Genomic DNA, 26,620 nt, shown 5'->3' on the forward strand with positions numbered 1-26,620 from the left:
GCGCTGGAATAACAACCGGCAATCTTAAAAAGCGATGCTTCCAGGCCTTAAAGAGGTTAAAAAAAAACAGGGCGTCAGGCCATTACGCCTGACGCCCTGTTTGACAGTGCACGATAGCAGCCAAGGCGGTTATCAGCAGCGGGCGACCATCCCCACGGCATCATAAACCCTGGCCAGGGTGGCAGCGGCGCGCTGCCCGGCTTTGTCCGCCCCGTCGCGCAATACCTGATGCAGGAAAGCTTCATCGTTGCGCAGCTGATGATAGCGCGCCTGGAAATCGACCAGCATAGCTGACACCGCATCAGCGACTTCGGTCTTCAGATGGCCGTACATTTTGCCTTCGAATTCGCGCTCCAGCTGTGCGATAGGTTTACCGTTTACCCCGCTCAGTATATCCAGCAGATTGGAAACGCCCGGCTTGTTGGCGGTATCGTAGCGCACCATCGGCGGCTCTTCTGAATCGGTAACCGCACGCTTAAGCTTTTTGACTACCGATTTTGGGTCTTCCAGCAGAGTGATGACATTATTGCGGTTATCATCCGACTTGGACATTTTCTTGTTCGGCTCAAGCAGCGACATGATGCGGGCGCCGGACTTGGGAATAAATGGCTCAGGGATGGTAAAAATCGGGCCATAGAGACTGTTGAAGCGCTGGGCGATATCGCGGGAAAGTTCAAGATGCTGTTTCTGGTCTTCGCCAACCGGCACTTGCTGGGTTTGATAGAGTAAAATATCGGCAGCCATTAATACCGGATAATCGAACAGCCCGGCATTGATGTTCTCCGCATAACGGGAGGATTTATCCTTGAACTGCGTCATGCGGCTGAGTTCGCCAAAATAGGTGTAGCAATTTAGCAACCAGCCGAGCTGGGTATGCTCCGGAACATGAGACTGGACGAAAATGGTGCTTTTTTCCGGGTCGATGCCGCATGCCAGATAAAGGGCCACCAGGTCCAGCGTCGCTTTGCGCAGTTTTTGTGCATCCTGACGGACGGTGATTGCGTGCAGATCGACGATGCAGTAGATACAGTCATAGTCGTTTTGCATATTCACCCACTGACGCAGCGCACCCATGTAATTGCCGATGGTCAATTCACCTGATGGCTGCGCGCCGCTGAAAACGATGGGCTTACTCATGTTATACGTCCTGATTAGCTAAAGATGACAACCCGAGAATGGGCAGAAGATCGGTAAAACGATCGAGGACATAGTCTGGTTCACTCAATGCGATCGCTTCGCCATAGTTATAGCCATAGGTCAGACCGACCGACGGGCAACCGGCCGACCTGGCGGCCATGATATCATTACGTGAATCACCGACGAACAGCAACTGATCGACATACAGCCCCAATGTGCCAAGCACCAGATACAGCGGCGCCGGATGCGGCTTCTTCGCCACCACATCATCACCGCCGATAATCAATGAAAAATAGCGGTCGATATTCAACGATGCCAGCAGCGGAGCGACAAACGGGGTTGGCTTATTGGTGACTACCGCCATCGGCAGGTGCAGGCTCGCCAGTTGCGCCAGCGTCCGTTCAACGCCTGGGAATAGGGTGCTGCCGGCGTCCACCGTATCGGCATAATGCCGGTCAAAGCGCTGGCGGGTCTGCAACTGCTGTTGCGGGTCTGGCTCGACGCCAGCCCAGGCGAGGGCGCGCTCGACCAAAATATCGGCACCGTTGCCTATCCAGGTAGACACTCTTTGCTGGCCTGGAGCCGGGAAGCCCAGTTCGGTCAGGGTCAGGTCCATGGCACGGCTGAGACCGGGTGCGCTGTCTATCAGAGTGCCGTCGAGATCAAATGCCAGACCGCGTATCGTTTCAAGATTGGCCATTGGCGACTCCTGCCAGTTCACGCTTCATGTCGCTTATCACCGATTGATAGTTTTCATGACCAAAAATGGCTGAACCGGCGACAAACATATCCGCGCCGGCGGCGGCGATAGCGCCGATATTGTCTACCTTGACCCCGCCGTCGATTTCCAGGCGAATATCCAGGCCGCTGTCGTCGATAATACGGCGCGCCTGACGGAGTTTGTCCAGCGTGCCGGGAATAAACGACTGGCCACCAAAGCCGGGATTGACCGACATCAGCAATATGACGTCGATTTTATCCAGTACGTAGTCGAGATAGTTGAGCGACGTGGCCGGATTAAACACCAGGCCGGCTTTACAGCCATGATCGCGTATCAGTTGCAGGGAGCGGTCCACATGTGCAGAGGCTTCGGGATGAAAGGTAATATAGCTGGCCCCTGCCGCGGCGAAATCCGGGATCAGGCGGTCAACTGGCTTGACCATCAGATGAACGTCTATCGGTGCGGTGATGCCATAATCGCGCAGGGCTTTTAATACCATCGGCCCCATAGTGAGGTTGGGCACGTAGTGGTTGTCCATGACATCAAAATGCACCACGTCACCGCCGGCTGCCAGGACTCGGGCGGTATCCTCACCCAGGCGGGCAAAATCGGCCGAGAGGATGGAGGGGGCTATCAAGAAATTTTTCATCCGCTGCTCCAGTGATTAGTGTGTAAAGTTCAGCTATCGGTTTTTCCGGGATAGTGAAAAAGCGCCAGCAGTTCGTTGACGCTGCTGCGGCCCAGGGTATTGCGGCTGATGGTGCGGCGCACCTTGACCTCATGCAGTTGCGCCTGCCGGTACCATTGGCGGGTTTCAGGCGTATCATGATTGGAAATCAGTACCGGTACCTGGGCAGCGCCGCTGGCCAGCTGGTAGGCCTGGACTGCCAGATCCTGCTGCTCCACTTGGCTGAAACTGTTGGTATGGTAAGCCGTGAAATTTGCCGTTGCCGAAAGCGGTACATAAGGCGGATCGCAATAGACCACTGAACCTGATGGCGCATTGGACAACGTCTTGCTGTAGGGTTCACAGACGAAAATTGCCCGTTGCGCCTTGTCCGCAAACCGATACAGTTCGGTTTCCGGAAAATAAGGTTTTTTGTAGCGGCCGAAGGGAACGTTGAACTCCCCTCTCAGATTGTAGCGGCACAGCCCATTGTAGCAATGGCGATTGAGATAGAGAAACAACAGCGCGCGGCGGTAATCATCGGTGCAGAGATTGAACTCGGTACGATAAAGATAGAACACATGCGCCTGGTTGGCTTCATCATCAAACAACAGGCGGGCATCGCGGATAAACTCTAGGTGCCGCTCTTTTACGATCCCATAGAGGTTGATGAGATCGCGGTTGATATCAGCAAGAATATAGCGATCATAGTCGGTATTGAGGAACACCGATCCGGCGCCGACAAAGGGCTCGATAAGGCAATCCCCCGCCGGCAGATGGCGGCGGATGTCCTCAATCAGCGGGTACTTGCCGCCAGCCCATTTTAAAAACGCGCGGTTCTTCTTCATGCCTTCAACTGTTACTCACACACTTTTTTGAGCCGCGAATTGTACCCTGTTTAATTAAACACATCAGTGCTTAATTCAGAGACTATTTATTCTGGTCTTGTTTTACCTGGCCCACCTGCCGCGCCCACGGTTTTTTAGCCTGCACATCTGCCGGCAGTTGCGCTACCGCGCTTTTTGCCTGCGAGGCGGTCGGGTAAACGCCGCTGACCAGGACATACCACGGCCTGCCGTCGCGACGGGTTTCGTACACCCAGTACTGGCTCAACTGCTGTTTTTTCGCATAGGCATTCAGAGTAGCCGGCTGCGATGCGCTGCTGAGCTGCAAAGTATAGTAGCCTGAAGGCGCTGATTGTACTGCGCCGCCAGCGCTGGCTGTTGCTGATGATGCGCCAGCAGCTGGCACCGTCGGAGCAGCAGCGGCGGCCCGGTTGGCCGGAGCTTTGGCTGCCGGTGCGGCAGCACTGGCTGAGCGGCTGTTGCCGTTAGTCGCGCTCGGCACCATCGTTGTCGGCCGGTTCGATTTCGGCGTGGTGCTGGCAGGGGCCTTGTGAGCCGATTCTCTGGCTGAAGGCGCCACGGTCGCAGGTGCGGTAGGCAAAGTCGATGAGGCGCCCTGACGCGTCATTTGCGAGGACATGCCATTAACCCGGTCGCCCTGCTGAGAAAGCGCGTCGGTCATATTACCTGGTAATTCAATACGCTGCTGGCCGCTCGGCGTCGTTATTGGCGGTGCCTGGGTAGGACTGGAAGCGACCGGCGGCGCGCTGAGCTCCTGTGGCTGGGAAGGTTGGCCGTTGCTGCCGTTGACGGTGTTAGGCATGCCGGCATCAGGCACCGCACCGGGCGCGGTTAGCGCGCCGGACTGAGGAGCGTCCGGTGTCGGTGTGACGCTGTTGCCGCCCTCAGTGGTCTCGCCGGATAAGTTGATATTTTTCTCGCCGCCGGCCGCGTTGGTCGGCTGGCGTGGATCGCCCGAAGGCGTCGGCGATTTCAGCGCCGAACCGATACTGATAACCAGCAGCAGCAGTACCAGAATGCCGATACCGATCATCAGATGCTGCCTGGACATGGCCACCTTGGGTACCGACGGCCCTTTACGCTGACGGGGGGCGCGGCGATCGCTGCTGTCCGGTCTCAGTTCGTCTTCCGATTTGAACTCATCCATATATCACTCTCCGACCCAGAGAAGCATCCCCGCGTCATTTTGACGCCGGGACGGTTAAGGTAACAATGCATCCGGTCGCTGCCATATCCTGTGGATAGTCAAGGCTAGACGGACAGATTCAGTCTTGGCAGTCCGCGATAGACGCCAAAACGATGTTATTTTCGATGCCGGTGCGGACTTCGGCGCTGCCCAGGCCGAGCGGCAATACCAGTCTGAGCTTGCCGGACAACACTTTCTTGTCGCGCATCATATGCGGCAGATAATCTTCAGGGGCCATCTGTTCCGGCCCGCTCACCGGCAGACCGGCGCGCAACAGCAATTTTCGGGTCCTGGCCAGATCCTCGTCAGAGAACTGCCCTAGACGACGTGCCGCATTGGCCGCCATCACCATACCGGCCGCCACCGCTTCGCCATGTAGCCAGTTGCCGTAGCCCATGTGAGTCTCGATGGCATGACCATAGGTATGACCCAGGTTCAGTAGCGCACGCAGTCCATGTTCGCGCTCATCGGCAGCGACAACCTGCGCTTTCAGTTCGCAGCAGCGGCGGATGCAGTAGGCCAGCGCGCCGGGATCCAGCGACAGCAGTTCATCAAGATGGTCTTCAAGCCAGACAAAAAAATCATAATCCAGGATGATGCCGTACTTAATCACTTCAGCAAGCCCCGAGGCCAGTTCATTCGCCGGCAGCGTTTTCAGGCTGTCGATGTCGATGACCACGGAAGCAGGCTGATAGAAGGCGCCGATCATGTTTTTGCCGAGCGGATGGTTTACGGCCGTCTTGCCGCCGACCGAAGAATCGACCTGGGACAGCAGAGTAGTGGGAGCCTGAATAAAACGGACGCCGCGCTGGTAGCTGGCGGCGGCAAAACCGACCAAATCACCAATAACGCCTCCGCCCAGCGCAATCAAGGTGGTATCTCGGCCGTGAGGCTTTTGCAGCAACGCCGTGAACACCTGATCGAGCACCGCCAGCGACTTGTGCTGTTCGCCATCCGGCAGGATCACCTGATCAACTATCACCCCGGCCTGCTCAAGCACGGAACGGACCGGCTCCAGGTAAAGAGAAGCCAGCGTATCGTTAGTTACCAGCATCGCCAGGTCGCCACGTTGAAGCGGCATGAAAGAAGCCGGGTTGCTGAATAACCCGGCTGCTATGGTGATTGGGTAGCTGCGCTCCCCTAGTGTAACGGTAATGCTATCCATGGGGCGCTCAATGACCTTTTAGGCATCTCATCACAGGCTAGATCAATTGCTTTCCAGCATATTAATAATTTGGTTAGCAACTACTTTAGCACTTTGTTCGTCGGTACGGATGGTGACATCCGCAATTTCTTCATACAAAGGATTGCGTTCACGCGCCAGCGCTTCCAGAACTTCACGCGGCGGAGCTTCAACCTGCAGCAAGGGACGTTTTTTGTCGCGCTGGGTTCGAGCCAGCTGTTTTTCAATGGTGGTTTCAAGATAGACAACCACACCGCGGGCTGAAAGGCGGTTACGAGTTTCGCGAGATTTTACCGAGCCACCGCCGGTTGCCAGCACGATGCCCTGTTTTTCGGTCAGTTCGTTGATGACCTTTTCTTCACGATCGCGGAATCCATCTTCGCCTTCCACGTCGAATACCCAGCCTACGTCTGCCCCGGTGCGCCGCTCAATCTCTTGATCAGAATCGAAAAATTCCATATTAAGTTGTTGAGCCAACTGCCGCCCAATAGTGCTTTTGCCGGCACCCATAGGCCCAACCAGAAAGATATTGCGTTTCTCTGCCATGTTTTTCGGTATTACTAGATTATTCGTTAATGACAACCCGCCCCGCCAATCAAATTAGCGGCGGGACCTAAACTGAAACCTCATGAGCGATAGTGCGAGAATCAGACGAAAATTATCTCAACACTACGGGTAGTTTGGCAACCGATTAAATCGATGCTCACACCGCAAGAAAGAATTCCGATCTGTGGACCGAAATTACAGAATGACGCAAAACCAGCGATGCTCAATGGGTTACCCTTGTAAGCGAAATCGGACACAGCGTCAAATTGATCGCGAAAAAAACGCATAAATTGTTGCTTGAATGGCTATTTTGCCCGATTTGCTGCTGGGGACAGTTTATCCTGATATCCGATTGGGTGTAATAAAAATAACTAATTCACGCTGTTTATATTGATTGCGCTCTCTTTTGAACAAATGTCCGATGATCGGAATATCAGCCAAAAGCGGAATTTTATCCTTTGTTTGTTGTTTTTGATGCTGAAAAACACCACCTAAAACCACGGTTTCACCATCGGAAAGCGTTACTTGTGTCCTTATTTCTTCCTTATCAATGGAAACACTTTCATTTTCGCCTTGTTTCATCAGCCGCCCGGGTACGTTCTGGCTCAGGCTGAGATCCAGGGTTATCCTGCCGTTGCGCAGCATCCTTGGGGTCACTTCCATACTGAGTACCGCTTCCTTGAACTGGATTGAAGCGCCTCGGCTGCGGCCGCTCGATACCTGGTAGGGAATTTCGGTGCCCTGCTTGATGCTGGCTTTCTGCATATGAGAGGTATAAAGGCGCGGGCTTGCCAGAATATCGACTTTGTTTTCCTGCTCAAGGGCGGTGAGTTCGAGTTCCAGTACCCGGCCTCCCAGGCGAGCCAGCCGGAAACCTGAGCGGGCATAATGTTCGCCGAGCGGCAGATGCAGAGACATCATATCCAGGCGCCCGCCTGCGCCTGACGGATAGCTCCAGTTAACGCCGATTTCGCGCAGATTATCCCGGCTGATGGTCACGATATGCGCAGTGATCATCACCTGATCGAGATGCTGATCCCAGATATCTATCCAATCCTGCAGGCTGTCCAGGGCTTCAGCGGTATCTCGCAGCACCAGTGAATTGGTGCGTGGATCCGCCATCACATTCCCCCGCGGGGTCATCAGATCTTTTTTCTGCAGACGGATATTCTTAGCCACCTCGCGGGCATCAGCATATTGGAGAGTAACCAGGCGATTGGATAAAGGCCCGCCGGCGTGAGGTGGCGATTCAACCTCGGTTGCTGGCGGCGATGCAGCCGGTGGGGATAATGTTTCACCGACCCCGGCCGTTGAAGCTGGCATAAAGGGATCGCGGTCGGCTGCGGCAGCCGATGACAGGCCGGCGGCCCAGCAAATGGGCAGCAGCAGGATGATGGCGCCAGCGTTACTCATACGGCAGGCCTTCCGCTGTCGGCACCGACCGGGCTGCGCTCGGCGGCATCAGCACCGTCATGGTTATCTGTAGCCTGCCCTGGTGGGCCGATGCCGTCAGAGAATCAATTGGCATGCAGGCGGCCGGACCCGCCAGGTTGTTCAACACCCGCAGCAGTCCGGCAAAATCGGTGGTAAGCGTTAACGTCCGGCGAACGGCTCCCTGCGCTGTCCCTGGACCGCCTTCCGTATGGCTGCGCCAGGCGATATGTCCAGCCCCGTCGTCCATGACGGAGGTAAATGCGCCCGGATCATCGGTCAACTGCTGACATCGGTTGCCCTGCAGCAGCGCCATCGAGTCTTCATCAGCGGTATGCATCGGCTTCAGCGCCTGTGATGCAAGGAGGTTTTCGCGGCGGCCGATTTGCCGCTGTAGCTGCAGGTTAGCCTGGTGAGCAGGCCGCAGCTCCAGCAGGAACACCGCGGCTGACAGCAACAGAAACACAGCGACCTGAAGCGCCGGCGACTGCCAGCCATGAGCGCCGAGAACGCGTGCGACGCCGGTTTCAATTACGCTCATCGCCGCCTCCATGGAGTGGCCAGTAGAGATCGAGCTTGAATAGATAGCTGCCGTCCTGCTGGCGGATTATTTCCTGCCACTTGAGCGCGGTAAAAAGCGGGCTGGCCGCTAGCCGCCGGTGGGCGAGGCTAAAATCATCCTGAGCTGTCCCCCGGCCGCTCAGCCTTAAGCATCCGTCACGCTGGCTCAACCCTGTCAGCCACAGTCCTGGCGGCAGCAGCTGTGGCAGCTTGGCGGCAATGCGTAGATAGTGACGGTTGTTATCTTTTATTGCCCGATAATCCGCCGGCGCGCCGGGGATCGGCAGGCGCAGTTCTGCGGCGGCAAGCTCATGAAGTCGGCGGTCGACATCTGCCAGACGTCGGCTGAGCGCGGAGCGCTCCTGACGCAGTCCATAAGCCTGCACAGCGCCAAATGCGGCGACAAGACTGATTTGTGCCGCCAACATTCCCCAGAATAACAGCCGTCGGCGACGCTTCAGTCGCTTTCGCCACGGCAGAATATTAACCATATACATCAGCAGTCATCCTGGCGCAGCGCCAGACCGCAGGCGAGAGAAAAAGCGCCTGGCATCTGCGGCAAAGGCCGACAGGATTGTTTAAATACGCTAAACGGCGACCAGCGGCTTATGCCGACAGGCAGCGGTCCGCACTCCCGTCCGCTGAGGTAGGTTTTACTGTTGGCCTGCAGAGCGGTCGGCAAATTTTCGGCCATCCAGTGCAGCGCGGCGTTAACATCCGGCGCCTGAGTCGCCTCGATGAAACCCGACTCCATCGGATAATCCGCCGGCGACGCCCACAACCAGCCGGCGCCATCGCGATGCAGCAGCCAGCGGTCAGGCTTGAGGCCGGCGAGAGATGCCATGCGGCGCAGGGAACAGCCGGCGGTTTCCCACACCTCTGGCAACAGGTCTGCATCCAGCAATCCCTGGTGCCAGAGGCTGACATCCTGCTTACGCGCTGCGGTTATCAGCATCGTTTGCGGCAGCAGCGGATCACGACGGTAATCGAGGGTCAATGGGCCGCCGGCTTCAGGAAAGAGACGCGTTGACTGCCCGCTGAGATACCAGCCTAGCGCAGGTTCAGCCAGGCGCTTATCCGGCAGGCTGATGCGTTTCTGGAAAACAGTCAGGCCCGAGAAACAGACCCTGAGTGAAATACGCCGGCGCAGCGTCCCGCAGCACCGCTGCAGCAGACGGCATACTTTTGGCGGCATCGGCCGACCGGCCGGCATTTCCGGCAGAGGGTGCTGCTGCCACTGAATCAGTTCCCATGCCTGACGCAAAGGCCGCGCCACCACCACATGCAATGCCCGATTCTCCAGCGCCAATCCAACCTGCAGGGCGCAAAATGCCATAATGAGTGATCTCCTTATCCGACTTAGCTTAAAAGTACGTATCCAACGTGCAGGCTAACCTTTATACTATCGCGCGGTTGTTTATAAACTGCCCAAATGACATTGAATGGGAAATCTCAGGTGAAGTTCGTAAAATTTTTATTAATGTTTGCAGTGAGTTGCATTTTGCTGGGCGCGGCGATGATATTTGGCATGTACAAATACATCGAACCGCAATTACCCGATGTGGCTACGCTGAAAGACATTCGTTTACAGACCCCTATGCAGGTCTACAGCGCCGACGGTGAACTGATAGCCCAGTACGGCGAGAAGCGTCGCATCCCGTTAAAGCTTGAACAAATGCCGCCGGAGCTGGTCCACGCTTTTGTCGCGACCGAAGACAGCCGTTTCTATGAACACCATGGTGTCGATCCGGTGGGGATCCTGCGCGCATCCTCTATTGCACTGATGTCAGGGCATGCGTCCCAGGGCGCCAGCACCATCACCCAGCAATTGGCACGCAACTTCTTCCTCAGTCCGGAACGCACCCTTATCCGTAAAATCAAGGAAGCCTTCCTGGCGGTACGGATCGAGCAATTGCTGACCAAAGATGAAATCCTCGAGCTTTACCTCAATAAAATTTACCTCGGTTACCGCGCCTATGGTGTGGGTGCTGCCGCACAGGTCTATTTCGGCAAGAATGTCGAGGATCTTACACTGAGCGAAATGGCAGTGATCGCCGGGCTGCCCAAAGCCCCCTCCGTGCTCAACCCGCTCAGCTCTCACAGCCGGTCGCTGGCTCGACGCAACCTTGTCCTGAGCCGGATGCTGGATGAAAACTACATCACCCGCGCACAGTATGATGAGGCGCGCAGCCAGACGCTGGTGGCAAATTACCACGCCCCCGAAATCACGTTCTCAGCGCCCTACGTGTCGGAAATGGTGCGTCAGGATATGATCAAGCGTTATGGCGAGAATGCCTATACCGATGGCTACAAAGTCTATACCACCATTACGCGCAGGCTGCAGCAGGCGGCCCAGGAGTCGGTGCGCAACAATGTGTTCGCCTATGATATGCGCCATGGTTACCGCGGCCCTTCCGAGGTGCTGTGGAAAGTCGGCGAAAGCGCCTGGAGCCAAGACAGGATCATCGAATCGTTGAAAAAACTGCCGGTCTATGGCCCATTGATGCCGGCAGTGGTCACCCAGACCGATACCGACCATGCCGTGGCTATGCTGGCGGACGGCAGCAACATCAGCATGCCGATGGCGGGCATGCGCTGGGCGCGGCCGTTCAAGAGCGATACCCAGCAGGGGCCGACGCCCAGGAAAGTGACCGACGTGGTGCTGGCAGGCCAGCAGATCTGGGTACGTAAAGAAAACGAAACCTGGTTACTGAGCCAGGTACCGGACGTCAATTCGGCGCTTATCTCAATCAGCCCTAACGATGGCGCCGTGAAAGCACTGGTCGGCGGTTTTGATTTCAACCAGAGCAAGTTCAACCGAATTACCCAGGCGCTGCGCCAGGTCGGCTCCAATATCAAGCCCTTCCTGTATACGGCGGCAATGGATAAAGGGCTGACGCTCGCCACCACCCTTAATGATGTCCCTATTTCACGCTGGGATGCAGGCGCTGGCTCAGACTGGCGTCCCAAGAACTCACCGCCCACCTACGATGGGCCGATACGTCTGCGCCAGGGGCTGGGCCAGTCCAAAAACGTGGTAATGGTGCGCGCCATGCGCGCCATGGGCGTCGACTATGCCGCAGAGTATCTCCAGCGCTTCGGTTTTCCGGCTCAGAACATTGTCCATACCGAATCGCTGGCGCTGGGTTCAGCCTCGTTTACCCCGCTGCAGCTGGTGAGGGGCTATGCGGTACTGGCGAATGGCGGCTATCTGGTCGATCCGTACCTTATCACCAGGATCACCGATGAAGCAGGCAATGCGCTGTTTGAAGCCAAACCCAAAGTGGTTTGCAGCACCTGTAACCTGCCGGTGATTTACGGAGAAACCAATAAGGCGGCCGCATTGTCCGATGACAGCATGGAGAATGTCGCCGTATCCCGTCAGCCGGAAAACGGCGCGCCGCCGATGCCGCGGCTTGAAAATGTCGCTCCGCCGCAGGTCGCGCCTGACGGAGAGCACCACTATGCTCCACACGTCATCAATTCAGGACTGGCATTCCTTATCCATGACGCGCTGAATTCCAACATATTCGGCGAACCTGGCTGGATGGGCACCGGCTGGCGCGCCGGGCGGGATCTGAAACGCCGCGATATTGGCGGTAAAACAGGTACCACCAACAGCTCCAAGGATGCCTGGTTCTCCGGCTATGGCCCCGATACGGTGACCACTGTTTGGATTGGATTCGATGACCATCGCCGGAATCTGGGCCGCGCTTCGGCATCCGGCGCTATTGAAGATCAAATCTCCGGTGGCGAGGGCGGTGCCAAGAGCGCCCAGCCGGCATGGGATGATTTCATGAAAGTCGCGCTGGAGGGGATCCCTGAACAAAAAGTGACGCCACCGGAAGGCATTATCACCGTCAATATAGACAAAAGTTCAGGCAAACTTTCGGATGGCGGCGGCAACAGCCGGGCGGAATATTTCATCAGTGGTACCGAGCCAAAAGACCGAGTGGTGCATGAAGTAGGGACCACGCTGATGGACAATGGCCAGAGTCAGGAACTGTTCTGACCAAGGCGTGCCAGGGGAGCCGGTCTCCCCTTCGGCACCGCCGTCCGATGATGCCGGCGTTTACCCGCGGTTCAACCATTGATGCGCCAGGAACAGCGCGCTGACGTTGCGAGCCTCATTAAAATCGGGCTCGTTCAGCAACGCCAGCATATCGGCCACCGGCCAGCGGATCTGAGGCAGCGGTTCTGGTTCGTCTCCCTGCAGCCGCTTGGGGTAGAGTTCACGGGCCACCACCACGTTCATTTTGCTGGAAAAATACGAAGGCGCCATGGTCAGCTTGGAAAGCGTATCCATCCGGCCGGCACCAAACCCCGCCTCCTCCATCAATTCCCGATTGGCGGCCTGAAGCACCGTTTCCCCCGGATCTATCAATCCCTTAGGGAAGCCCAGTTCGTAATCTTCAATGCCCACCGCATATTCATAAATCAGCACCAGATGGTCATCGATAATCGGTACGATTAAAACAGCTTCGCGACCGGACGGCTGCATCCGTTCATAGAGCCGCCTTGCACCATTACTGAATTCAAGGTCAACTGATTCGACAGTGAAAAGCCGTGACTTCGCGATGGCTTCAACATTGTGTATTTTAGGTTTTTGCAGGTGTTTAGCCATAAGTAATCCCGAAGAAAGCCAGCACGGGTAACAGCATAACCGCCCGACTGGAGAAACAACAGGAGAAGCATAAACGCAGTCGCTTATTCGATCGGCGAATTAAAGAATAAAATAGGAAAATACCGATATATGCCTGCGCCGAGGATTGTTAATCTAGTTTAAGGGTTAAAATCGTAATTGAATGTGTCGCCCTTTTCGGGATATTCTAGTTAAATCAGTCGGTTCCTGATAGTTGTACATTCAGTTCTGTATATAAAAGTGGTTTTTCGCGTATCGATGGGGATGGCATGAGCGCAATAGTGGTTGTATTGGCCGTACTGTTTACCTGCGCTATTGGCTATGCGGGATACCGGGTATATAGAAAGCCGCGCATCATAGCTTCGATCAAACGGGTAGATTCCCTGCATCCGGTTCCCCGCAAACTGTCAAACGATGAACGTGCCGCTATCGAGCGCTATTTTCAGGTTAATAAATACCTGCAGCAGACCTCTCCTCAGGCGACGCCTCTACCAGAGTCCGGATCGCTGGCGCTGACCGCCCAAAGCGATAATATCTACGCAGTCACCCATGCCATCACCCGTTACGGCCTGGCTTCAGATGCGCCGCATAAATGGCGTTACTTTCTCGATAGCACCGAGGTACATCTGCCCCCGCTTTGGGAGCAATACATTGCTGACGACAACTATGTCGAACTGATTAAAACCGACAGCATACCGCTGGTCATTTCCCTGAACGGCCATTCCCTGGTGGACTATCTTTACGCCGCACCGCTGGTGGCGCCAAGTGCGCCGCAGCTGATGCCGAACTCATCGATGCGCGAGCAGGAAAACGAGCAGGTAGAGCTGCTTGATATCCGCAAGGAAACGCCCCAGGAACACGCGGTTAATCGCACTGCCGGCATCCGCGAAGCCGCCCTGTTCAGCCTGGTGCTGATACTGATGTTCCTCAGCCTGCTGGCGCCGGTAAGCGTGGTGCCCTGGCTTGCCGCCGCAGCAGTGATTTTTGCTGTCTGGGGCGGATGGCATCTTTTCCGCCGGCCTTCCGAGCGATCGCGCCAGGATATTCACTGCCTGCGCGGCACGCCCAAGCGCTGGGGTCTGTTCGGCGAATCGGACCAGGGCCGAATGAGCAGCGTTTCTCTCGGTATTATTGATCTTATCTATCCGCCACACTGGCAGCCATTTATCGATGCCGATCTGGGCAAAAAAACCGACGTCGACATTTACGTCAACCGGCAGGTAGTCAGACAAGGCCGTTTCCTGTCGTTGCATCATGAAATGATCAATTTCCCGGTACAGCGTTACCTGAAGAACTTAATACTGCTTTGCAGCTCAGCGCTGGTGCTTTGCCTGCTGCAGGCTTATGTACCGCTGGCTTTGCCGTTGAAGCTGAGCATGGCCTGGCTGCAGGGCGCGCAGCACGTCCAGGCCATCGATGTCGATACCATGGAAAAGGCTGACCTGCGTATCGGCGATGCGCTTAATGCCAAGGGCAACGGTATGTGCCTGGTGGACTCGGGGCCGCCAAACGGCCCCGGAACACCATTTATGCCGTTTGACTGCTCTGGTATCTACTGGAATAAAGCCGCCCCACTCCCTCTGCCAGACTCCGATACGGTGGAGAAAGCCGAAGCCCTGCTGACGACCGCCAAACTGCAACTGCATCCGGTTCAATCCACCGATGGAAAAATCAATCCGGGCCTGGCCAGCGCCATTCAGAAATCCGGTATGACCCTGCTGGACAACTTTTCAGATATTGTGCTTAAAACCGATGCGTTATGTCATGATGAAGGGGACTGCCTTCGGTTGAAGAGCGCACTGGTCAATCTGGCCAACGGCAAAAACTGGCCGGCAATCGTCAAGCGCGCCCATAACGGCTCGCTGCGGGGAATCAATGTCCTGCTGCGTCCCGTCAGCGCCGCCAATCTCGAGAACCTGATCGCCAACGCCACCTCCTCTTTTATCGTCAGCGAAACCCGAAGCGCCATCAATACGCTGAACAGCCCCTCCCCGGGCGGGTTCCTGATTCGCAGTGACGAAGGCAATACCCTGGTGAATCATCCCCAGCCGTCGGGTTCGCTGTATGACTACAGCGGGATTGAACAATGGCGCGAACTGCAGCGCCGGTCATCCATGCTGCTGCATACGCCGTTTCAGGCTCAGGGTATCATCACCCACCTCGGCACCGATGCCAACGGCACCCGCCACATCTCGTTACGCAGCGAACCCGACATGGTGACCATATGGCGCTTTATCGGCACCAGCCTGCTGCTGCTGGTGGTGGTGGTCAGTATTGTGGTCAATGGCGTATTGCTGATAAAACGACTGCGCAAAAGTCGCCACCGTACGCGTGATATCCAGCGCTACTATGAAAGCTGTTTCAATCCGGACCTGCCCGAAGCCCGACTGAAGTAACCGCTCTCGGCGCCCCTTACCGCCTGATTTATGCTACCCTGTCAGCATGCACTGGCCCTCGGGCCGACCCCGCGTACGCAAACGTCCAACAGCCATACACCCTTTCTGGAGTTATCATGCCATCAGCCGTCGACTGGCGTAACATTGATACCGTCATACTGGATATGGACGGTACCTTGCTGAATTGGCGTTCGACAGCCATTTCTGGCTGACGCTGGTGCCGCAGGCGCTCAGCCAGCAACGTGATGTTCCCCTTGAGCGCGCCCGCGAGCTTATCCATGACGAGTATCTGTCGGTACGCCACACCCTGAACTGGTATTGCTTTGATTACTGGAGCCAGCGCCTGGGACTGGATATCCGCCGGATGACCGCTGAACTGGGGCATACAGTGCGCCTGCGCGAGGATACCCTGCCCTTTCTGGCGGCCCTCAGGCAGCACGGACGGCGCACACTGCTGCTGACCAACGCCCATCCTGACGGGCTGGCGGTAAAAATGACGCACACCAGACTCGACCAGCACCTTGATATAATACTTTCTACCCATACATTTGGTTATCCGAAGGAAGATCAGCGTCTGTGGCGGCAGGTCCGGCAGCAGACCGGTTTTGATCCAGAGCGGACCCTGTTTATTGATGACAATGAAGCCATTCTCGATGCGGCCACTGCCTTTGGCATACGCTATTGCCTTGGCGTGAGTAATCCTGACTCAACCGTCAACGCTCAGGTCTTCCAGCGACACAGCGCGCTTGATGATTATCGTACGCTGCTGCCGGCACTGGCTCTGGCCTTCACCGCAGCGGTAACATCGGAGGGGTAATGAAAAACAGCGATAAAGATCAGGAGCAGGCTCTCAGGCTCGACAAATGGCTTTGGGCCGCCCGATTTTACAAGACTCGTGCCATCGCCCGCGAGATGATTGAAGGCGGTAAAGTCCATTACAACGGTCAGCGTACCAAACCAGGAAAAGTCGTAGAAACCGGTGCCCGGCTTACGCTTCGCCAGGGCAACGAAGAACGCACAGTGGAAGTGCTGGCGCTAACGGCACAGCGACGGCCGGCAAAAGATGCGCAACTGCTCTACAGTGAAACGGCCGAAAGCATTGTAAAACGGGAAAAAGTGGCGGTGGCTAGAAAAATGAATGCGCTGACCATGCCCCATCCAGACCGGCGTCCGGATAAAAAAGAGCGCCGTAATCTTATCAAATTTAAACATGGCGAATCGGAAGAATGATCCTCCGGTCGCCCCGTCAGAGAGAAAGCTATGACTATTCGTGACCAGTTACACCGTTATCTGTTTGAAAATTATGCCGTGCGCGGTGAACTGGTTTCACTGTACGACACCTATCGGCAGGTATTGGGGCAGCATGATTACCCGGCGCCGGTCAAGTCGCTGCTGGGCGAAATGCTGGTCGCCACCAGCCTGCTTACCGCAACGCTTAAGTTTGATGGAGAAATCACCGTGCAGCTGCAGGGCGATGGCCCGCTGCGCCTGGCGGTGATAAACGGCGATGATAAGCAGAACATGCGCGGCGTGGCGCGCATCAACGGCGACATCGCCGATGATAGCAGCCTGCATGAGATGGTCGGCAAAGGCTATCTGGTGATTACGCTGACGCCGAAGGAAGGTGAACGTTATCAGGGCGTGGTTGGGCTGGAAGGGGATTCGCTGGCGGAATGCATTGAAAACTATTTTATGCAGTCCGAACAGTTGCCGACCCGTCTGTTTATCCGCACCGGTATGCTTGATGAGCAGGTCGCCGCTGCCGGCATGCTGCTGCAGGTTCTGCCTGCCCAAGAGACCAGCCCTGACGACTTCGATCATCTGGTACAGCTGACCGCCACCGTCAAAGGCGAGGAACTCTTCGCCCTGCCGGCCAACGACGTGCTTTATCGTCTTTATCATCAGGATGAGGTTACGCTTTATCCCCCGCAACCGGTACAGTTCCTCTGTACCTGTTCGCGCCAGCGCTGCGCTGATGCACTGATGACGCTGTCAGAGCAGGATCTGCAGGAAATGCTGACTGAAGATGATGTCATTTCAATGAAGTGTGACTTTTGCGGTACCAGCTACAGCTTCAATGCGGCGGAAGTCGCCGAAATAAAACAGTATGGCGCGGACGATAATACTACCGTGCATTGATTCAAATAGAGCAATAAGGTGCCCATAACGTCAGTGAATGGGCACTTTTTTTTATTTCTAACATCTGCAAAAAAATCCCTGCGCCAGCTCTCATATCGGATTAAATCCCCCCTTAAGTAAGTTAATTCATGACGGACTTCCCAGCTAAATAAGGGATAATGCCTAGACTCTTAGCCAGAACTTATTTGCAAACTAAGGAGCAGTGCCATGGCAAGTAACGGTATTACTTCGCATGATTTGCTCGGTTACGGAATTACCGACAGCAGCGAAATTATCTACAACCCAGACTACGCGCTATTATTCCAGGAAGAGACCGCGCCTTCCCTGGAAGGATTCGAGAGGGGCACCGTCACCCAATCCGGCGCCGTAGCGGTGGACACCGGTATTTTTACCGGGCGCTCTCCAAAAGATAAATATATCGTCCGTGATGACCTTACGCGCGATACCCTGTGGTGGTCTGATCAGGGCAAAGGCAACAACGATAATCATCCGCTGAGCCAGGAAACCTGGTCTGAACTGAAGCGTCTGGTCGCACATCAGCTGTCAGGCAAGCGCCTGTTTGTGGTCGATGCCTTTTGTGGCGCCAACCCCGACAGCCGGCTGAAAGTGCGCTTCATTACGGAAGTGGCCTGGCAGGCGCATTTTGTCAAAAACATGTTCATCACGCCCAGCGATGGGGAACTGGCCGGCTTCACGCCGGACTTCGTGGTGATGAACGGGTCCAAGTGCACCAACCCGCGCTGGCAGGAACACGGGCTCAACTCGGAGAACTTCGTCGCCTTCAATCTTACCGAAGGGGTTCAGCTGATCGGCGGAACCTGGTATGGCGGCGAGATGAAAAAAGGGCTGTTCTCGGTGATGAACTACCTGCTGCCCCTTAAAGGCATTGCCTCCATGCACTGCTCCGCCAACGTCGGCAATGATGACGATGTGGCGGTATTCTTCGGCTTATCCGGCACCGGTAAAACCACACTGTCGACCGATCCTCATCGGCGTCTTATCGGCGATGATGAGCACGGCTGGGACGATGACGGGGTATTCAATTTTGAGGGCGGATGCTATGCCAAGACCATTCGCCTGTCAGAGGCGGCGGAACCGGAGATTTTCAAAGCCATCAGGCGAGATGCCCTGCTCGAAAACGTGGTGGTGCGGGCTGACGGCAGCGTTGATTATGACGACGGCAGCAAAACCGAAAATACCCGCGTTTCCTATCCGATCCATCACATCGATAATATCGTCAAGCCGGTGTCTAAAGCAGGCCACGCCTCGCGGGTTATTTTCCTGACAGCGGATGCCTTCGGCGTTTTACCGCCGGTAGCCTGCCTGTCGGTGGAACAGGCCCAATATCACTTCCTGTCAGGCTTTACCGCCAAGCTGGCCGGCACCGAACGCGGCGTTACCACCCCGCTGCCGACCTTTTCGGCCTGCTTCGGCGCCGCTTTCCTGTCCCTCCACCCGACCCAGTATGCGCAAGTGCTGGCCAAGCGGATGAACAGCGCCGGTGCCAGGGCTTACCTGGTCAATACTGGCTGGAATGGAAGCGGCAAGCGTATTTCCCTGAAGGATACCCGAGCCATCATCAATGCAATCCTCAGCGGTGAAATTGACGATGCCCCGGCCGTTACGCTGCCGATATTCAACCTGCAGATACCCACCGGGCTTTCAGGGGTAGACAGCCAGATCCTCGATCCACGCCTGACTTACCCGTCAGCGGCACAGTGGCAGGAGAAGGCGCAAGACCTTGCCAAGCGCTTTATCAACAACTTTGATAAGTATACCGACACCCCGGCTGGACAGGCGCTGGTGCAAGCGGGTCCGGTGCGTTGAGTTTCTGTCCGGGTCCTGCAGAGCCCGCTCCCGCCCTGGCGCATGACCGCCTGGTTAAATCGGCGGCTTAACGCTCGGCAGCTGCCTGGTCAGAGTGTGACCGCGGGTGCGGCGGCGGGCGATACGGGCATAGGCAGATAGGCACGGATACGCAGTCCGCCACGGCTGCTGGTACCTATTTCCAGCGAGCCCGAATGGGCATCGATAATGCGTTGCACAATGGCCAGTCCCAGGCCGGTGCCGCTGGTACTGCGGGCACTGTCGCCGCGAACAAAAGGCTGGAACAGATACTGCAACTGCTCAGGGTCGATACCCGGACCGTCATCCTCCACCTCGAACCACACCCGGTGCATATCCTTGCCGCTGTTGACTTTTATCCATCCGTTGCCGTACCTGGCGGCATTAACCACCATGTTCAGGGCGGCGCGCTTGATGGACAGCGGGTTCGCATCGACCGTCAGTACACCTTCGGCAATGTCGGTATCGATCTCACGCTCGTAGCCGCTTTCAGCAGCGACCACTTCGGTGAGGATGGCGTTAAGATCCGCCATTTCGGTCTGCATTTCCTGGCCGGTGCGCAGATAATCCAGGAATTGCTCGATAATGGCGTTGCACTCTTCGATATCTTTATTGATTGACTCGGACAGATAGCCGTCTTGGGCACTCATCATTTCGGTCGCCAGCCGGATACGCGTCAATGGGGTGCGCAGATCATGACTGACGCCGGCCATTAACAGGGTACGATCGTCCGCCAGCATTTTTACCCCTGAGGTCATCTGGTTAAACGCCCGAGTAACCGAGCGCACCTCCGACGCGCCGTATTCACGCAGCGGCGGCGGAATAATACCTTTGCCGACCTGCAGCGCCGCATGTTCCAAATCGACCAACGGTCGGTTCTGCAGACGAATAAACAGCCAGGCGCCACCGATAGCCAGCAGCATGATTGCCAGGGTATAGCGGAACAGTGGCGAAAAATCGCCTTGGTGGATTTCAGTCAACGGAATGCGCACCCAGATATCCGGAGATAGCCAGGTCTTGAGCCATACCACCGGTGAATTCTTCGTCATTTCGACGCGAACATCGGTTTCGCCGCCCAGCTGCTGGGCCATCTGCTGACTGAGGAATTCGTAATGCTGGGCCCAGCGCAGGCCGCTTTCTTCGGCGGCCGCGTTGGTATAAAGGGAAATACCGAGTTCACGGTAAATTTCACGACGAAAAGCCGGCGGAACTTCCAGCAGCGTACCGTCTTCGAGCTGCAGCCGGTCGGTCATCAGCATTCTGACCTCATAGGCCAGCACTTTATTGAACTGCTGCAGGCTGGGCAGTATGGCGAAATTAAGCACCACCAAATAGGTCGTTACCAGGCTGACAAACAGCAAGGTAACGATCAATAGCAAACTTCGCGCAAACGAACTGCGCGGAGATATGCGCCATCGCCTCATGCTTTACTGCCGTCCGGTACGAATACGTAACCCAGGCCCCATACGGTCTGAATATAACGCGGATGGGCCGGATCTTCCTCCACCATGCGGCGCAGGCGGGAAATCTGGACGTCGATGGATCGTTCCATGGCGCTGTATTCCCGGCCGCGGGCAAGGTTCATCAGCTTGTCGCGAGATAACGGCTCGCGGGGATGGCTGACCAATGCCTTGAGCACAGCGAACTCACCGCTGGTTAACGGCATCGGCTCATCTTCGCGGAACATTTCGCGAGTCCCAAGATTCAGCTTGAATTTGCCAAAGGCAATGATGGCCTCTTCCTGGGAAGGCGCGCCGGGCAGTTCATTGGCCTGACGACGCAGTACCGCACGAATACGTGCCAGCAGCTCACGAGGGTTGAACGGCTTGGGGATGTAGTCATCAGCGCCGATTTCCAGGCCAACGATACGGTCGACTTCCTCACCCTTGGCGGTGACCATGATAATCGGCATCGGATTGCTCTGGCTGCGCAGACGGCGACAAATCGACAGGCCATCTTCGCCAGGCAGCATCAGATCAAGGACCATCAAATGAAATGATTCGCGCGTTAGCAGGCGGTCCATCTGTTCGGCATTGGCGACGCTTCTGACCTGGAAGCCCTGTTCGGTCAGGTAACGCTCCAATAACGCCCGTAAACGCATGTCATCGTCCACCACCAGAATTTTATAATTTTCTTGCATTGATTCTCTCCTGAAGGCGATACGCCCCTAATGGGTATTGTTCAAAAAGGTGTGTAACACTGACAGCGGTTTCAGATGTATATTCTTAGTGAAATTGTTACAAAGCATATGAAAATACGTGTTTCTCAACACTTCTCTCTATTTTTATCTCTGATGATACCATTAGCTGGGTAAATGAAACGCCACTCATCGGCTAATTCTCATTATTAAAAATATTATTAACAGTCAATTAATCTGTTTCTATCGGACCCGTGTAGGAAATGGCCGTAACGTACCAGGTTTTCAATCCATCGGGCGTCTGCACCTGCGCCTCCTCATCTTTGGCCTTTTTCAATAAGGCGCGCGCCATGGGTGAATCGATTGAAATATGCCCTTTGTGCCGGTAGATTTCATCCGGCCCGACAATCCGAAATGATTTTATCTCTCCCTGCTCATTTTCGATCTCTACCCAGGCGCCAAAAAACACCCGCCCTTCCTGCTGCGGGGAATAATCAACAATCCTGGCTTCCTTCAGCACCTTGCGTAAATAACGAACCCGACGGTCAATTTCACGCAGTATTTTTTTATTATAATGATAATCAGCATTCTCACTGCGGTCGCCAAGGCTGGCAGCCCAGGAGACCTTTTCAGTGATCTCCGGCCGGTAGCGCTTCCAGAGATGGTCAAGTTCATCCTGCAGTTCCTGATAGCCCTGGCGCGTAAGCAAGTTGGTTTTCATTATGCGGGTCATTGAGTCCGTGGTGTTTAATAGGAAAATATACCATAGACCGTTCTTAGGCACAGGGGTCGCGTGCCGGTTTACCCCTGCCCTCGGCTGGCATTTTATCGCCGCAATACGTATAACTGTCCTCTGCCCCAGTAACCTCTAACTGATGACCAGAAAACAGAATGATGAATGAGCCAATGAACCGCCTGATCGCCGGTGAACTGAAAGCCCGTCCTGAGCAGGTAGACGCCGCCATACGCCTGCTGGACGAAGGCAACACCGTCCCGTTTATTTCCCGCTACCGTAAAGAAGTTACCGGCGGTCTGGATGATACCCAGTTGCGTCAGTTGGAAACCCGCCTCGGTTATCTGCGTGAACTGGAAGAACGCCGACAGACTATTCTGAAATCCATCGACGAGCAGGGAAAACTGACGGCAGAACTGTCCGGCGCCATTAACGGTACGCTGAGCAAGACTGAGCTGGAAGATTTATATCTGCCGTTCAAGCCTAAACGCCGCACCCGTGGGCAAATTGCCATTGAAGCCGGGCTCGAACCTCTGGCGCAGTCATTATGGCAGGACCCCTCCCAACTGCCGGAAACACTGGCGGCCCAGTACGTGGATGCGGATAAGGGCATCGCCGATACCAAAGCAGCGCTGGACGGGGCCCGCTACATCCTTATGGAACGTTTTTCAGAAGATGCCGCCCTGCTGTCCAAGGTGCGTGATTATCTGTGGAAAAATGCTCACTTGGTCGCGCGGGTCATTCCCGGCAAGGAAGAAGAAGGTGCTAAATTCCGCGATTACTTCGCCCACCAGGAGCCCTTGTCACAGGTGCCATCCCACCGGGCGCTGGCGATGTTTCGCGGTCGCAATGAGGGTATTTTGCAATTGGCCCTCAATGCGGATCCCCACCATGATGAACCGCCTAAGGAAAGCTATTGCGAGCAAATGATCAGTGATCATCTTCAAGTTCGCTTCAATCAGGCACCGGCAGATGCCTGGCGTAAGGCGGTCATTAACTGGACCTGGCGCATCAAGATCCTGCTACATCTGGAAACCGAGCTGATGGGCAGCATCCGCGAAAAAGCGGAAGAAGAAGCAATCAATGTGTTCGCCCGTAACATGCATGACCTGCTGATGGCCGCACCGGCCGGCCTGCGCGCCACCATGGGGCTGGATCCGGGGCTGCGTACCGGGGTAAAAGTGGCGGTGGTCGATGCGACCGGCAAACTGGTCGCCTATGACCAGATTTATCCCCATACCGGCCAGACGGCAAAAGCGGCAGCGACAGTGGCAGCCTTGTGCGTCAAGCATCAGGTAGAGCTGGTAGCAATCGGTAACGGTACCGCTTCCCGTGAGACGGAACGCTTCTTCGCCGAGGTACAAAAACAATACCCAGCGGTCAACGCTCAGAAGGTGATTGTCAGCGAAGCCGGAGCCTCGGTGTATTCAGCCTCGGAGCTGGCGGCGCAGGAGTTTCCTGATTTGGATGTATCGATTCGCGGCGCGGTCTCTATCGCACGTCGACTACAGGATCCGCTGGCGGAGCTGGTGAAGATTGATCCCAAATCCATCGGTGTCGGCCAGTATCAGCATGACGTCAGCCAAAGCCAACTGGCGAAAAAGCTAGATACCGTGGTCGAGGACTGCGTTAACGCCGTCGGCGTTGATTTGAATACCGCCTCGGTGCCGCTACTGGTGCGCGTTGCCGGCCTGACGCGAATGATGGCGCAGAATATCGTTAACTGGCGTGATGAAAACGGTCGCTTTGTTGAACGCAGCCAGTTGCTCAAGATAGGTCGACTGGGTCCAAAGGCCTTTGAACAATGCGCCGGCTTCTTGCGCATCAACCAGGGTCGTAATCCGCTGGATGCGTCAACGGTGCATCCGGAAAGCTATCCGGTAGTGGAACGTATCCTGCAGGCCACCACCTCTACGCTTGAACAGCTGATGGGCAACTCAACCACGCTGCGCTCGCTGGATGCCGCCCGCTTTACCGATGAGCGGGTCGGCCTGCCGACGGTAAACGATATTATCCGCGAGCTGGAAAAACCGGGACGAGACCCGCGCCCTGAGTTCAAAACCGCCACCTTCGCCGAAGGCGTTGAACACCTGCAGGACCTTACGCTTGGGATGATCCTGGAAGGAACGGTGACCAACGTCACCAACTTTGGCGCCTTTGTCGATATTGGCGTTCACCAGGACGGTCTGGTCCATATCTCTTCCCTGTCCGACAAATTTATCGATGACCCGCATAAAGTGGTCAAAGCGGGCGATATCGTGAAGGTCAAAGTGATGGACGTGGATTTGGCCCGTAAGCGTATCGCACTGACCATGCGCCTGGATGAGCAACCGGGCGAAACCAGCGCACGCCGCTCAGACCGGGATAACAGCGACAGGCCGCGAAATAACCCGGGCCGACCTACGCCGCGGTCAGGTCAGAGCAAAGGCCGCCAAAACAGTCAGGCACCTGCCGGCAACAGCGCCTTCGGCGATGCATTGGCCGCGGCGTTTGGCAAGAAAAGCTGATTCACCCCAGCGGCGGCCCTCGGTCGCCGCTTTTGCCGCAAAAAAATAGCCCGCACCATACTCGTTGAAATCAATGCGCTTTTATCATTGCTGCCCCTTCACCGCCGCTCATATTCGGACAACACTGTTTGCGCTTTCAGGTTCAATGGCTACATTGTCAACAGGGCTTGAATGCCACGGTCATGGGATCACGGATATCGTCACATCAACAAGGTGCAATGATGGAAGCCATTAGCCGATTACTCGAAGAGATTTACGCCTCGTCGCTCAGCCAGGTGCAGCTCGACACCATCAAAAGCAAAATCAGCTTCGCCAAATCCACCCATCAGCAGCCGCGCAAAACACACTGGGATCAGCAGGACATTGTCCTTATCACCTATGCCGACCAGTTTATGGAGGCTGAAAAACCGACCCTTGAAACCCTGACCACCTTCTTTGAAAGCCGGCTATCGGATACTTTCAGTCTGGTGCATCTGCTGCCGTTTTACCCCTATTCATCCGATGATGGTTTTTCAGTGATCGATTACCATCAGGTGAACCCGATTGTCGGCAGTTGGCAGCATATCAGCCGCCTTAATGCCTCTACCCGGCTGATGTTTGATTTTGTCTGTAACCATATTTCCGCTCACAGCAAATGGTTGAAAGGCTATGTAGAGCAGCAGACCGACTTTGAACACTATTTCATCGCCTTGCCGCCATCGACCGATTTAAGTTCGGTTACCCGGCCGCGCACATCGCCGCTGCTGACGCCGTTTGTGATGAAAGATGAAGGCACTCGCTATCTGTGGAGTACTTTCAGCGCTGATCAAATCGATCTTAATTTCGCCAACCCCGAAGTGTTGATCAGCATGATTGGCGTGTTGCTCCATTACCTGACGCAGGGTGCCGACTATATCCGGCTGGATGCGGTAGGCTATATGTGGAAAGAGCTGGGCACCCGTTGTATCCACTTACCTAAAACCCATCTGCTGGTGAAACTGTTCCGCGCTATCGTTGACGAAGTAGCGCCCGGCACCGTCATTATTACCGAAACCAATGTGCCCCATAAAGACAATATCAGCTATTTCGGCAATGGCGGTGATGAAGCCCAGATGGTCTATCAATTTCCTTTACCGCCTCTGGTACTGCACGCGATTCACAATGCCAATAGCCGGGCCCTGCGCCACTGGGCGTCCTCACTGGAAACCGGTAATGGCACCACCACCTTCTTCAACTTTCTGGCTTCACACGATGGCGTGGGAATGAATCCGCTGCGCGGCATTCTTCCGGAAGTTGAAATCACCAGCCTGGTGCGTGATTTGGAAGCGGAAGGTGCCCTGGTTTCCTATAAACAGAATACCGACGGCACCACCAGCCCTTACGAAATCAACGTCACCTATATGGATGCGCTTAACCGGCGCCAGGATACCGATGCTGTCCGCCGTAAACGCTTCATCCTGGCCCATGCCATCCTGCTGGCGTTTCCCGGCGTACCGGCGGTTTATATCCAGAGCATTTTGGGATCGCGTAATGATTATGAAGGAGTGAAAGCCGCGGGCTATAACCGGGCAGTCAACCGGGAAAAATACCCGCTTAAAGCCATCAATGAGGCTCTGGACGACACCACTGGCTTGCGCGGACAGGTGTTTAATGATCTCAGCGCATTGATCCAGTGCCGAAGGCGGCAGCCGGCATTTCATCCCGATGCGTCGATGGAGATACTGGAATGGGACAATGCGCTGTTCGCCTTCTGGCGGCACAGCGATAATCAGCGCTTGCTGTGTATCTTTAATCTGGGTGAGAAACCCGCCAGCCCGGTATTGCCGCCAGGTCATTTCCGGGAGGTGGCCAGCGGCACAAAACTGACCGGGGGAGCCCCGATCAGTCTGGCCTCGTGGGCGTTCTGCTGGCTCGAACGCCTGGAGTAACCCCGTCCGGGGTTAG

General features: G+C 55.7%; 22 protein-coding genes and 1 pseudogene. 8 read left to right on the forward strand and 15 right to left on the reverse strand.

Annotated features, from left to right (window positions below):
- Positions 1–132: 132 nt before the first annotated feature.
- From trpS to EDC52_RS15250, 11 genes are all read right to left on the reverse strand, one after another.
- Positions 133–1,137, reverse strand: a complete 1,005-nt coding sequence (gene trpS, locus EDC52_RS15200) for a tryptophan--tRNA ligase (RefSeq protein WP_131866382.1) — start codon at positions 1,135–1,137, stop codon at positions 133–135.
- 1 nt (position 1,138) lies between these two features.
- Entirely contained in the window at positions 1,139–1,837 is a 699-nt protein-coding gene (locus tag EDC52_RS15205; protein ID WP_131866384.1) for a phosphoglycolate phosphatase, read from the reverse strand.
- Complete coding sequence (gene rpe / locus EDC52_RS15210) at positions 1,824–2,507, reverse strand: ribulose-phosphate 3-epimerase (protein ID WP_131866386.1); 684 nt, start codon at positions 2,505–2,507, stop codon at positions 1,824–1,826. The genes EDC52_RS15205 and rpe overlap by 14 nt, the downstream gene beginning before the upstream one ends.
- A gap of 29 nt (positions 2,508–2,536) precedes the next feature.
- Positions 2,537–3,373, reverse strand: coding sequence for an adenine-specific DNA-methyltransferase (dam, locus tag EDC52_RS15215; RefSeq protein WP_131866388.1), 837 nt, complete (start codon positions 3,371–3,373; stop codon positions 2,537–2,539).
- 82 nt (positions 3,374–3,455) lie between these two features.
- Complete coding sequence (locus tag EDC52_RS15220; protein WP_131866390.1) at positions 3,456–4,538, reverse strand: SPOR domain-containing protein; 1,083 nt, start codon at positions 4,536–4,538, stop codon at positions 3,456–3,458.
- 118 nt (positions 4,539–4,656) lie between these two features.
- Positions 4,657–5,742 (reverse strand): 3-dehydroquinate synthase, encoded by a 1,086-nt coding sequence (gene aroB / locus EDC52_RS15225; protein WP_131866392.1) that lies wholly within the window; start codon positions 5,740–5,742, stop codon positions 4,657–4,659.
- 42 nt (positions 5,743–5,784) lie between these two features.
- Complete coding sequence (gene aroK / locus EDC52_RS15230) at positions 5,785–6,306, reverse strand: shikimate kinase AroK (protein WP_131866394.1); 522 nt, start codon at positions 6,304–6,306, stop codon at positions 5,785–5,787.
- Between the two features lie 336 nt (positions 6,307–6,642).
- A complete protein-coding gene (locus tag EDC52_RS15235) occupies positions 6,643–7,719 on the reverse strand; it encodes a secretin N-terminal domain-containing protein (RefSeq protein WP_131866396.1) in 1,077 nt (358 codons plus the stop codon).
- A complete protein-coding gene (locus EDC52_RS15240) occupies positions 7,712–8,278 on the reverse strand; it encodes a hypothetical protein (protein WP_131866398.1) in 567 nt (188 codons plus the stop codon). Before EDC52_RS15240 ends, EDC52_RS15235 begins: the two co-directional genes overlap by 8 nt.
- The gene (locus tag EDC52_RS15245; protein WP_131866400.1) at positions 8,265–8,795 is read right to left on the reverse strand and encodes a PilN domain-containing protein; all 531 of its coding nucleotides are present in this window, start codon (positions 8,793–8,795) and stop codon (positions 8,265–8,267) included. The genes EDC52_RS15240 and EDC52_RS15245 overlap by 14 nt, the downstream gene beginning before the upstream one ends.
- Positions 8,795–9,634 carry a hypothetical protein gene (locus EDC52_RS15250; RefSeq protein WP_131866402.1) on the reverse strand — a complete coding sequence of 280 codons (840 nt, stop codon included), beginning with the start codon at positions 9,632–9,634 and terminating at the stop codon, positions 8,795–8,797. The genes EDC52_RS15245 and EDC52_RS15250 overlap by 1 nt, the downstream gene beginning before the upstream one ends.
- A 120-nt stretch (positions 9,635–9,754) precedes the next feature.
- Between EDC52_RS15250 and mrcA the strand changes: the two genes are divergently transcribed.
- On the forward strand, positions 9,755–12,310 hold the full coding sequence (mrcA, locus tag EDC52_RS15255) for a peptidoglycan glycosyltransferase/peptidoglycan DD-transpeptidase MrcA (protein WP_131866404.1): 2,556 nt from the start codon (positions 9,755–9,757) through the stop codon (positions 12,308–12,310).
- A 60-nt stretch (positions 12,311–12,370) separates the two neighbouring features.
- On the opposite strand, the gene nudE is transcribed toward mrcA, so the two are convergent.
- Positions 12,371–12,922, reverse strand: coding sequence for an ADP compounds hydrolase NudE (gene nudE / locus EDC52_RS15260; protein WP_131866406.1), 552 nt, complete (start codon positions 12,920–12,922; stop codon positions 12,371–12,373).
- Positions 12,923–13,209: 287 nt separating this feature from the next.
- Here nudE and EDC52_RS15265 point away from each other — a divergent pair, with 287 nt between their 5' ends.
- From EDC52_RS15265 to pckA, 5 genes and pseudogenes are all read left to right on the forward strand, one after another.
- A complete protein-coding gene (locus EDC52_RS15265; protein ID WP_131866408.1) occupies positions 13,210–15,336 on the forward strand; it encodes an IgaA/UmoB family intracellular growth attenuator in 2,127 nt (708 codons plus the stop codon).
- A 116-nt stretch (positions 15,337–15,452) separates the two neighbouring features.
- Positions 15,453–16,153, forward strand: a pseudogene (gene yrfG, locus EDC52_RS15270) (GMP/IMP nucleotidase).
- Complete coding sequence (gene hslR / locus EDC52_RS15275; protein WP_131866410.1) at positions 16,153–16,566, forward strand: ribosome-associated heat shock protein Hsp15; 414 nt, start codon at positions 16,153–16,155, stop codon at positions 16,564–16,566. The pseudogene yrfG and the gene hslR overlap by 1 nt, the downstream one beginning before the upstream one ends.
- A 30-nt stretch (positions 16,567–16,596) precedes the next feature.
- A complete protein-coding gene (hslO, locus tag EDC52_RS15280) occupies positions 16,597–17,475 on the forward strand; it encodes an Hsp33 family molecular chaperone HslO (protein WP_131866412.1) in 879 nt (292 codons plus the stop codon).
- 207 nt (positions 17,476–17,682) lie between these two features.
- Positions 17,683–19,302, forward strand: coding sequence for a phosphoenolpyruvate carboxykinase (ATP) (gene pckA / locus EDC52_RS15285; protein ID WP_131866414.1), 1,620 nt, complete (start codon positions 17,683–17,685; stop codon positions 19,300–19,302).
- Positions 19,303–19,391: 89 nt separating this feature from the next.
- Here the strand turns inward: pckA and envZ are convergent, their stop codons facing one another.
- The 3 genes from envZ to greB all read right to left on the reverse strand — a co-directional run bounded on the left by envZ (position 19,392) and on the right by greB (position 22,178).
- Positions 19,392–20,744 carry a two-component system sensor histidine kinase EnvZ gene (envZ, locus tag EDC52_RS15290; protein WP_131866416.1) on the reverse strand — a complete coding sequence of 451 codons (1,353 nt, stop codon included), beginning with the start codon at positions 20,742–20,744 and terminating at the stop codon, positions 19,392–19,394.
- Positions 20,741–21,460: an osmolarity response regulator transcription factor OmpR gene (gene ompR, locus EDC52_RS15295; protein ID WP_003853014.1), complete on the reverse strand. Its 720-nt coding sequence runs from the start codon at positions 21,458–21,460 to the stop codon at positions 20,741–20,743. Before ompR ends, envZ begins: the two co-directional genes overlap by 4 nt.
- 229 nt (positions 21,461–21,689) lie before the next feature.
- Positions 21,690–22,178, reverse strand: a complete 489-nt coding sequence (greB, locus tag EDC52_RS15300; RefSeq protein ID WP_131866418.1) for a transcription elongation factor GreB — start codon at positions 22,176–22,178, stop codon at positions 21,690–21,692.
- A gap of 173 nt (positions 22,179–22,351) precedes the next feature.
- Here greB and EDC52_RS15305 point away from each other — a divergent pair, with 173 nt between their 5' ends.
- Both EDC52_RS15305 and EDC52_RS15310 read left to right on the forward strand, forming a co-directional pair.
- Entirely contained in the window at positions 22,352–24,697 is a 2,346-nt protein-coding gene (locus tag EDC52_RS15305; RefSeq protein WP_131866580.1) for a Tex family protein, read from the forward strand.
- Positions 24,698–24,918: 221 nt separating this feature from the next.
- Complete coding sequence (locus EDC52_RS15310) at positions 24,919–26,604, forward strand: alpha-amylase family glycosyl hydrolase (protein ID WP_131866582.1); 1,686 nt, start codon at positions 24,919–24,921, stop codon at positions 26,602–26,604.
- Positions 26,605–26,620: the final 16 nt, after the last annotated feature.

This window comes from Biostraticola tofi, from assembly GCF_004343195.1.
GTDB classification, from domain to species: domain Bacteria; phylum Pseudomonadota; class Gammaproteobacteria; order Enterobacterales; family Enterobacteriaceae; genus Biostraticola; species Biostraticola tofi.

Excerpts from the sequence above, each read along its gene's own strand:
- trpS (WP_131866382.1), bottom strand. The coding sequence starts at position 1,137 with ATGAGTAAGCCCATCGTTTTCAGCGGCGCGCAGCCATCAGGTGAATTG.
- EDC52_RS15205 (WP_131866384.1), bottom strand. The coding sequence starts at position 1,837 with ATGGCCAATCTTGAAACGATACGCGGTCTGGCATTTGATCTCGACGGC.
- rpe (WP_131866386.1), bottom strand. The coding sequence starts at position 2,507 with ATGAAAAATTTCTTGATAGCCCCCTCCATCCTCTCGGCCGATTTTGCC.
- dam (WP_131866388.1), bottom strand. The coding sequence starts at position 3,373 with ATGAAGAAGAACCGCGCGTTTTTAAAATGGGCTGGCGGCAAGTACCCG.
- EDC52_RS15220 (WP_131866390.1), bottom strand. The coding sequence starts at position 4,538 with ATGGATGAGTTCAAATCGGAAGACGAACTGAGACCGGACAGCAGCGAT.
- aroB (WP_131866392.1), bottom strand. The coding sequence starts at position 5,742 with ATGGATAGCATTACCGTTACACTAGGGGAGCGCAGCTACCCAATCACC.
- aroK (WP_131866394.1), bottom strand. The coding sequence starts at position 6,306 with ATGGCAGAGAAACGCAATATCTTTCTGGTTGGGCCTATGGGTGCCGGC.
- EDC52_RS15235 (WP_131866396.1), bottom strand. The coding sequence starts at position 7,719 with ATGAGTAACGCTGGCGCCATCATCCTGCTGCTGCCCATTTGCTGGGCC.
- EDC52_RS15240 (WP_131866398.1), bottom strand. The coding sequence starts at position 8,278 with ATGAGCGTAATTGAAACCGGCGTCGCACGCGTTCTCGGCGCTCATGGC.
- EDC52_RS15245 (WP_131866400.1), bottom strand. The coding sequence starts at position 8,795 with ATGTATATGGTTAATATTCTGCCGTGGCGAAAGCGACTGAAGCGTCGC.
- EDC52_RS15250 (WP_131866402.1), bottom strand. The coding sequence starts at position 9,634 with ATGGCATTTTGCGCCCTGCAGGTTGGATTGGCGCTGGAGAATCGGGCA.
- nudE (WP_131866406.1), bottom strand. The coding sequence starts at position 12,922 with ATGGCTAAACACCTGCAAAAACCTAAAATACACAATGTTGAAGCCATC.
- EDC52_RS15265 (WP_131866408.1), top strand. The coding sequence starts at position 13,210 with ATGAGCGCAATAGTGGTTGTATTGGCCGTACTGTTTACCTGCGCTATT.
- hslR (WP_131866410.1), top strand. The coding sequence starts at position 16,153 with ATGAAAAACAGCGATAAAGATCAGGAGCAGGCTCTCAGGCTCGACAAA.
- hslO (WP_131866412.1), top strand. The coding sequence starts at position 16,597 with ATGACTATTCGTGACCAGTTACACCGTTATCTGTTTGAAAATTATGCC.
- pckA (WP_131866414.1), top strand. The coding sequence starts at position 17,683 with ATGGCAAGTAACGGTATTACTTCGCATGATTTGCTCGGTTACGGAATT.
- envZ (WP_131866416.1), bottom strand. The coding sequence starts at position 20,744 with ATGAGGCGATGGCGCATATCTCCGCGCAGTTCGTTTGCGCGAAGTTTG.
- ompR (WP_003853014.1), bottom strand. The coding sequence starts at position 21,460 with ATGCAAGAAAATTATAAAATTCTGGTGGTGGACGATGACATGCGTTTA.
- greB (WP_131866418.1), bottom strand. The coding sequence starts at position 22,178 with ATGAAAACCAACTTGCTTACGCGCCAGGGCTATCAGGAACTGCAGGAT.
- EDC52_RS15305 (WP_131866580.1), top strand. The coding sequence starts at position 22,352 with ATGAATGAGCCAATGAACCGCCTGATCGCCGGTGAACTGAAAGCCCGT.
- EDC52_RS15310 (WP_131866582.1), top strand. The coding sequence starts at position 24,919 with ATGGAAGCCATTAGCCGATTACTCGAAGAGATTTACGCCTCGTCGCTC.